The organism is Tenebrionibacter intestinalis (genome assembly GCF_016632365.1).
GTDB lineage: Bacteria > Pseudomonadota > Gammaproteobacteria > Enterobacterales > Enterobacteriaceae > Tenebrionibacter > Tenebrionibacter intestinalis.
On the sequence record NZ_JAEPBH010000073.1, the window covers coordinates 1 to 7,969 of the forward strand.

6 protein-coding genes, 4 tRNA genes and 1 pseudogene are annotated in these 7,969 nt (G+C 53.9%); 2 read left to right on the forward strand and 9 right to left on the reverse strand.

Features of this window, described 5'->3' with window-relative positions:
- From JJB97_RS17140 to JJB97_RS17160, 5 genes are all read right to left on the reverse strand, one after another.
- The coding region (locus tag JJB97_RS17140; RefSeq protein WP_000031649.1) for a GTP-binding protein at positions 1 to 117 on the reverse strand (117 nt) is incomplete at its 3' end.
- Between the two features lie 114 nt (positions 118 to 231).
- Positions 232 to 307 (reverse strand) — tRNA-Thr (locus tag JJB97_RS17145).
- A gap of 6 nt (positions 308 to 313) precedes the next feature.
- Positions 314 to 388: transfer RNA gene (locus tag JJB97_RS17150), tRNA-Gly, on the reverse strand.
- A 276-nt stretch (positions 389 to 664) separates the two neighbouring features.
- Positions 665 to 749 (reverse strand) — tRNA-Tyr (locus JJB97_RS17155).
- A 16-nt stretch (positions 750 to 765) separates the two neighbouring features.
- Positions 766 to 841, reverse strand: a tRNA-Thr gene (locus JJB97_RS17160).
- Between the two features lie 412 nt (positions 842 to 1,253).
- Here JJB97_RS17160 and coaA point away from each other — a divergent pair.
- Positions 1,254 to 2,204 (forward strand): type I pantothenate kinase, encoded by a 951-nt coding sequence (gene coaA, locus JJB97_RS17165; RefSeq protein ID WP_238715307.1) that lies wholly within the window; start codon positions 1,254 to 1,256, stop codon positions 2,202 to 2,204.
- A gap of 387 nt (positions 2,205 to 2,591) precedes the next feature.
- Here coaA and glyS read toward each other — a convergent pair whose 3' ends face one another.
- The 3 genes and pseudogenes from glyS to JJB97_RS17180 all read right to left on the reverse strand — a co-directional run.
- Positions 2,592 to 4,661 carry a glycine--tRNA ligase subunit beta gene (gene glyS / locus JJB97_RS17170; protein ID WP_238715308.1) on the reverse strand — a complete coding sequence of 690 codons (2,070 nt, stop codon included), beginning with the start codon at positions 4,659 to 4,661 and terminating at the stop codon, positions 2,592 to 2,594.
- Positions 4,662 to 4,670: 9 nt separating this feature from the next.
- A complete protein-coding gene (gene glyQ, locus JJB97_RS17175) occupies positions 4,671 to 5,588 on the reverse strand; it encodes a glycine--tRNA ligase subunit alpha (RefSeq protein WP_238715309.1) in 918 nt (305 codons plus the stop codon).
- A gap of 127 nt (positions 5,589 to 5,715) precedes the next feature.
- Positions 5,716 to 5,844: pseudogene (locus tag JJB97_RS17180) on the reverse strand (YsaB family lipoprotein); the annotation flags it as partial.
- A 372-nt stretch (positions 5,845 to 6,216) separates the two neighbouring features.
- Here JJB97_RS17180 and JJB97_RS17185 point away from each other — a divergent pair.
- Positions 6,217 to 7,212: an acyltransferase gene (locus tag JJB97_RS17185; protein ID WP_238715310.1), complete on the forward strand. Its 996-nt coding sequence runs from the start codon at positions 6,217 to 6,219 to the stop codon at positions 7,210 to 7,212.
- Positions 7,213 to 7,376: 164 nt separating this feature from the next.
- Here JJB97_RS17185 and yiaA read toward each other — a convergent pair whose 3' ends face one another.
- Positions 7,377 to 7,820, reverse strand: coding sequence for an inner membrane protein YiaA (yiaA, locus tag JJB97_RS17190; RefSeq protein ID WP_238715311.1), 444 nt, complete (start codon positions 7,818 to 7,820; stop codon positions 7,377 to 7,379).
- Between the last annotated feature and the right edge of the window lie 149 nt (positions 7,821 to 7,969).

Sequence of the window (7,969 nt, forward strand, 5' to 3'; positions counted from 1 at the left end):
GGTTTTCGCCAGTACGGTGGTGATTGCAGCGGTCAGCGTTGTTTTACCGTGGTCAACGTGGCCGATAGTACCGACGTTAACGTGCGGTTTTGTACGTTCAAACTTTTCTTTAGACATCGATTGTCCCTCTAAGACACGGATAAATCGGTGGTATTACCACGTCAACCAGGCATACGCCTGAATTTTTTGAATTCAGAACAGAAAAGAAAGCAGGGGAGGAATTAAAGGAAGTGGTGCTGATAGGCAGATTCGAACTGCCGACCTCACCCTTACCAAGGGTGCGCTCTACCAACTGAGCTATATCAGCACATCCTGGAGCGGGCAGCGGGAATCGAACCCGCATCATCAGCTTGGAAGGCTGAGGTAATAGCCATTATACGATGCCCGCATCCTGAAACCCGGCTACCTGATTCTTTCTGAAGAAAAAATCTCTCAAGTATTCGAGCCGATTGGCTGAAGCTTATCGCCTCGTGCAGCTATGAGGCTGCGAAAATGGCATCAGGGGAGGCGAGTTACACGTAAACCTCTTGCTGCGGTTCGCCGCCGCTGGCGACGCCGTTTTACCCGAGCAAAACCCGAACCATTTTTGAAGGCTTTCGCCTTCGCCGCCAAACAACTTTTTTCAAAGCTGCTTGCCGGTTTACCGTATTGCTACGATGAAACATGGTGGTGGGGGAAGGATTCGAACCTTCGAAGTCGATGACGGCAGATTTACAGTCTGCTCCCTTTGGCCGCTCGGGAACCCCACCCGATATTTGTACTTGATGGTGCCGGCTGCCGGAATCGAACTGGCGACCTACTGATTACAAGTCAGTTGCTCTACCAACTGAGCTAAGCCGGCATCAAGTAGCGCGCATTCTAGGAACTGCAGCGCGCCTATGCAACAAAAAAATTGCAGAAAACGTTTCAATGCTCACATTTTGCGCGATAACGCCATAAATTGCGCGCGTTTCAGCCAGTCGATACCACTTCATCGATTACAGAGCGTATTTTTTACGTTTTTTTCACCCACTCAAACGCACATATTTTTTGTGCGCGACGTAAAAAGCGCGACAGGATCGCCTTAGCCGGTTATACGGCAACAGATTTTGCTGCCAATACACAACCTGCCGCCCGATATCACCGCTTACCCGCTCACATACCGTGCTATTTTTTCTTATTATTCGTTGTCATCTGGTGTTAACCTCCTGCCCGTTGTCAATTTTCATAAGATAGTGCGCGGATATAGTCCGGGCACGGGCCAAAGCATGCTTATGGGTAATAAAGAGCAAACGTTAATGACTCCTTATCTACAGTTTAACCGGAGCCAGTGGGCCGCCTTGCGCGACTCCGTGCCCATGACGCTGACTGAAGGTGAAATCACCCGCCTGAAAGGCATTAATGAAGACCTTTCGCTGGAAGAGGTGGCGGAGATTTACCTCCCTCTTTCGCGTCTGCTTAACTTTTACATCAGTTCTAATCTGCGCCGTCAGGCGGTGCTTGAGCAGTTCCTTGGAACAAATGGCCAGCGTATCCCTTATGTTATCAGCATTGCAGGCAGCGTAGCCGTAGGCAAAAGCACCACTGCGCGCGTGCTTCAGGCGCTGCTGAGCCGCTGGCCGGAGCACCGCCGCGTTGAGCTGATCACTACCGACGGCTTCCTTCATCCTAATAAGGTGCTTAAAGAGCGCAATCTGATGAAGAAAAAAGGGTTTCCGCAATCCTACGATATGCATCGGCTGGTGAAATTCGTCTCGGATATCAAATCCGGCGCAACCGATGTCACGGCGCCGGTTTATTCCCATCTGATTTATGACGTGATCCCGGATGGGGATAAAACCGTCACCCAACCCGATATATTAATCCTTGAAGGATTAAACGTGCTGCAAAGCGGCATGGACTATCCCCACGATCCTCATCACGTTTTTGTTTCTGATTTTGTCGATTTTTCTATCTACGTCGATGCGCCTGAAGACCTGCTTGAAAGCTGGTATATCAACCGATTTTTGAAATTCCGCGAAGGCGCCTTCACCGATCCGGATTCCTACTTCCACAACTACGCAAAATTATCCAGAGACGAGGCGATTAATACGGCAATGCAATTGTGGAAGGAGATCAACTGGCTGAATCTGAAGGAAAATATCCTGCCAACGCGCGAGCGTGCGAGTTTGATACTGATGAAGAGCGCCAACCACGCGGTCGAATGCGTGCGGCTGCGCAAATAAACGCAGCCCGCCCTACGCGCAAACGTAACGTGTAACGGCTCCCGCCTGGCGTCATGCGGATAAGTTAAGATTAGTTCGCTTAGCGCCTGACAACTCAGCGGACGCCATCAACATTAAACGGGGAAAGCGGGCCGCCGCCCGCGTCGCCATTTCCCGGCCCTGCAAGGGTGTCACCGCCCGGCCTTAACTGCGCCTGCGGTTCGCCGGTTTCAGCCGACGACAGCCCCACGCTATAAGCCGGCACGCGTTAAACGCGAACACAGAGGCTGGCCAGATAAAAGAAAAGAGGCCCACTTGCGGGCCTCTAAATGACGGGCTTTTGCTTTTTAGCGCTTATCCGACCGCCATGGCTCCCGAAGGGAGCCGTTTCATTACAGCGGGGCGCGCTTACTGAAGCAGCGAAATATCCGCCACCTGTAAAAACAGCTCACGCAAATTGGCCAGCAGCGTCAGGCGGTTGACGCGCAGCGCTTTGTCTTCGGCATTAACCATTACCTTGTCAAAGAACGCGTCCACCGGTTCGCGCAGGTTCGCAAGCTCCGCCAGCGCCTCCTGATAGCGCCCTTGCGCATAGTAAGGCGCCAGCTTATCGCGCAGGCCGGTAACCTGCATTGCCAGGCGAATTTCTTCTTTCTCTTTTAGCACCGAGGCCTGAACGCGCTCATTTAGCGGCTCGTCGGATTTAGCCAGAATGTTGGAAACACGCTTATTGGCAGCAGCCAGCGCAGTAGCGGCATCGAGAGAGCGGAAATGCGATACGGCCTTCACTCGGGCGTCAAAATCTGCCGGACGGGTAGGCCGTCGCGCCAGTACCGCCTGAATAGTGTCTACGGCATGGCCTTCTTCCTGATACCAGGCGCGGAAACGGCCCAGCATGAAGTCAATCACATCGTCGCTAACGTTAGCGTTAGTCAGCTTATTGCCATAAAGACGCACCGCCTCCGCAATCAGGGTTTGCAGATCCAGCGGCAGATTCTTCTCCACAATAATACGCAGTACGCCAAGCGCGGCACGGCGCAGCGCAAACGGGTCTTTATCGCCTTTAGGGTGCTGGCCGATGCCGAAGATACCTACAAGGGTATCCATTTTGTCGGCAATCGCCACGGCGCACGACACCAGGCCTGACGGCAACGCATCGCCGGCAAAACGCGGCATATACTGCTCGTTAAGCGCCAGCGCTACGTCTTCCGCTTCGCCATCGTGACGCGCGTAATGCATCCCCATTACGCCCTGGGTATCGGTGAATTCAAATACCATGTTCGTCATCAGGTCGCACTTAGAGAGCAGGCCCGCGCGGGTCGCATGGTTTACGTCCGCGCCAATTTCACGCGCAATCCAGCCTGAAAGCGCTTCGATGCGATCGGTCTTATCGCGTAGCGTACCCAGTTGTTGCTGGAACAGTACGCTTTCCAGACGCGGCAGGTTGTCTTCCAGGCGTTTTTTACGGTCGGTATTAAAAAAGAATTCAGCGTCCGCCAGGCGCGGACGCACCACTTTTTCGTTACCGGAGATAATCTGCTGAGGATCTTTGGAGTCGATATTAGCGACAAAGATAAAGTTCGCCAGCAGGTTGCCGTCATCGCCGTAAACCGGGAAGTACTTCTGGTCGCCTTTCATGGTATACACCAGCGCTTCAGCAGGCACGGCCAGGAATTTCTCTTCAAACTTCGCGCTCAGCACTACCGGCCATTCCACAAGCGAGGTAACTTCTTCAAGCAGACTATCGCTCAAATCCGCATTACCGCCAATCTGGCGCGCTGCGGCTTGCGCATCGGCTTTAATCTGCGCCTTACGCGCGTCGTAATCGGCGATAACCTTACCGCGCTCCAGCAGAATCTGCGGATACTGATCGGCGTTATCGATAGTAAACGACGCCTCGCCCATGAAACGGTGGCCGCGGATAACGCGATCGGACGCAACGCCCAGCACGCTTGCAGGCAGCAGCCTGTCGCCCAACAGCAGCGTCACAGTATGAACCGGGCGCACAAACTGCACATCATTCGCGCCCCAGCGCATTAGCTTAGGCACAGGCAACTTCGCCAGCGCGCGGCTAACCATCCCCGGCAGCAGCGCGTCGCTGCGCTCACCCTGGACGTTAGCGCGATACAACAGCCATTCGCCTTTATCAGTAACCATGCGTTCAGCCTGGTCAACGGTAATACCGCAGCCGCGCGCCCATCCCTCGGCGGCTTTGCTCGGTTTACCTTCGGCGTCAAACGCCTGCGATACCGCAGGTCCACGTTTTTCCACCACGCGATCCGGCTGCGCGGCAGCAAGCTTTGCGACTTTCAGCGCCAGGCGACGCGGCGTGGCAAACCACTGCACCGCGCCGTGGCCAAGGCCTGCGCTGTCCAGTTCGGCGGTAAAATGGTTAGCAAAGGATTCAGCCAGGCTGCGCAGCGCTTTCGGCGGCAGCTCTTCGGTGCCAATCTCCACCAGAAAAGTATTCTCAGACATGGCGACCTCTTACTTCTTATTGTTGTTGTTGCACATCGGGAAACCCAGCGCTTCGCGGGAAGCGTAGTAGGCTTCCGCCACGGCTTTGGTCAACGTACGGATACGCAGGATGTAGCGCTGGCGCTCGGTTACGGAAATCGCCTTGCGCGCATCCAGCAGGTTAAAGCTGTGCGCCGCCTTCAGAATGCGCTCGTAAGCCGGTAGCGGCAGCGGTTTTTCCAGCGCCAGTAATTGCTGCGCTTCTTTCTCATACTGCGCAAAGCAGGTGAACAGGAAATCCACATCCGCATATTCGAAGTTATAGGTAGATTGCTCCACCTCGTTCTGGTGGAACACATCGCCGTAGGTCGTTTTTCCCAGCGGGCCGTCACTCCAGACCAGATCGTACACGCTATCCACGCCCTGGATGTACATCGCCAGTCGTTCAAGGCCGTAGGTAATTTCGCCTGTAACCGGCTTACACTCCAGCCCGCCTACCTGCTGGAAGTAGGTAAACTGCGTCACTTCCATGCCGTTAAGCCACACCTCCCAGCCAAGCCCCCATGCGCCAAGCGTCGGGTTCTCCCAGTTATCTTCTACGAAACGGATATCATGAATCGTGGGGTCCAGGCCAAGCGCCTTCAGCGAACCGAGATAAAGCTCCTGGATATTATCCGGCGACGGCTTGATGATGACCTGGAACTGGTAGTAATGCTGTAAGCGATTTGGGTTTTCGCCGTAGCGCCCGTCGGTTGGGCGGCGGGAAGGCTGAACGTAGGCGGCGGCAATAGGCTCAGGGCCAAGCGCCCGCAGGCATGTCATAGGGTGAGAAGTGCCTGCGCCCACTTCCATGTCCAGCGGTTGAACAATGGTGCAGCCCTGATGGGCCCAGTAATCCTGTAAGGTCAGGATCAGGCCCTGGAAAGTCCTTGTATCAAACTTTTGCATAATAGTTTCGTGTGCGATACGCGCAATTTTATTACGGAAACAGCCAGTATACCCGCACGAAGGCAGATATACAGCCTGTATTGGCAGCTAATTTGCCGATAGCTTAGCCTGAAACCACTGCGACATTTCAGCGCATGGATAAATGCAAAAAGAGGCCCTGCGGATCAAACGTGCAGGTAAACCCTTCTGCCCGGCCGGTACGTCCGTACATCTCCTGGCTGCCCTGAAGAGCATCAAAACCCTGCGCCTGAATCTCCTGCGGCTGTGTTCCTTAATTCAGCATGGATGCTGCCGGCGGCTATTTTTACGCGCGGCAAGGCACGAGCCGCGCAGTTTGGTGGCCCCAAATCAGCGGCGCGTAAAAAAAGCCCCGGTCCTCCGGGGCGCATGCGCAGCCGCGCAGCCTGCCAGCAGCAGACAAAGCAGCGCCGGCATTGCCTCTGCTGTTTTTTTCATCACGTCATCTATCCGCTATCAACATACGTTTAAAGCCGTTCGCCCCAGCGCCGGCCATGCCTGCGCGTGGCGCGTAATTCGTTAACCCGGTCAAAACTCAGACTGTCCCCGGATGCCTTTACCTCATCAATTCGTCACACTGACGCTAAGTAAACATGGTACAGAGGCGCCGATGCGGCAAAAAATTAACTGGATAGAGAACCTGCGCGCAATCGCCTGTCTGATGGTCATTATCATCCACACCACCACCTGGTATCTGACCAACGCCGATCGCGTTAGCCCGCTGAACTGGACGATAGCGAACATTCTCGATTCCGCATCCCGCGTCTGCGTACCCGTATTTTTCATGATTTCCGGTTACTTATTTTTTGGCGAGCGCAGCGCGCAGGGCCGGCATTTTTTACGCATTAGCCTGTGCCTGTTGTTCTACAGCACCGTCGCCCTGCTCTACATCTGGTTGTTCACGCCAATAAATGTCGGCCGCGCCTTCATACAACTGCTGCAAAAACCGGTGTTTTATCATCTGTGGTTTTTCTTTGCGATTATCGTCATTTACCTGCTGTCGCCGCTGATAACGGTTAAACGCGTCGGTATGAAAACGCTGCTGCCGCTGCTGCTTATCTTCGGCGTTATTGCTAACCCCAATACCGTGGCGCAAAACGTGCAGGGTTTTCAGTGGCTGCCGGTGAACCTGTTTATCAGCGGCGATACGTTTTACTACGTGCTGTATGGCCTGCTGGGCCGCGCTATCGGCGTGATGGAAACCCGAACGCCAGGCGCCGGCCTTGCTGGCGCTGTCGTGTTTGCGGTATGCGTCATCGCCATTGTATGCGGTACGCGCCAGGAGTTAATCTCACGCGGCGATTTTGCCGACACCTACTATCTTTATGCCGGGCCGCTTGTCTTCATCGGCGCAATAAGCCTGCTGCTGATAGCGAAATGCTGGATGAATAGCCGTATGCTGCCTGGGCTCACGCTGATTTCACGCCACTCGCTGGGAATCTATGGTTTTCACGCGCTATTTATTCATTTTCTGCGTACGCACAGGCTGGATTTCCGCCACCTGCCTTTGCTGGATATGCCGTGGGTTTTTGCCGCCGCGCTGGGCGGCAGTCTGCTGCTGTCTGTGGGTTTACGCCGCCTTGATACCCGGCGGCTGGTCAGTTAAAACCAGGCTTTTCGAAAGCGCCTGAGAGGGATGGCAAAAAGGACAAAAGCGGGGTTTGCCCTTTTTGTGAAATTCATTAAATTTATTTTTCTGTCATGTCGGGCTGACGTCGCGCTTACCGGCGTTTAACAACAGCCTAAGGCGCTTAAAAGCGCCCGGACTGATTATATCGTTTCGTCTGGCAGATCGGTTTTTTCACGCGCCTGCCCTAACAGACGGCCGCCGCTGTCACGCACGTTTTTCTGTACGGCAATCGCGCCATAAATACAGAGAAAAAAGGCCAGGCCGTAAAACCCTTTCTCACTTAGCAGGAGCTCAGCGTTCCACAAACCAATCACCAACAGCGCCAGGGAAATAACAAACGCCGCCAGACAAGCACCGTAGTACAGCGCGGTGGTAGGGACATTTTCAATTCGGTCACGCACGGTTTTCTGAAGCGAAATGGCCGCAAATAGCCCCAGAATCAAAACCGCGAAGTAATAACCCCTTTCGTTTAGCTGCATCTGCGCGTTCCAAAGCCCAACCAAATAAGCGCCCATTCCCCCCAAAAGCGCAATCCAGGAGGCGGCATTAAACGCCGCTGATGTTTTTACGTTCTGATTTTCCATTTTTTTATTTTTTCCACTTTTCCAGTCTAAAGAGTCTTCATTCTTAACGGTAATTTTCGGGAAAGTAAATCCCGGCAGAACGGTAAATATCTTATAAACCCGGGCCAGAGTGCTGAGGGATCCCCACAAACTCAGCACTAATAAACCAG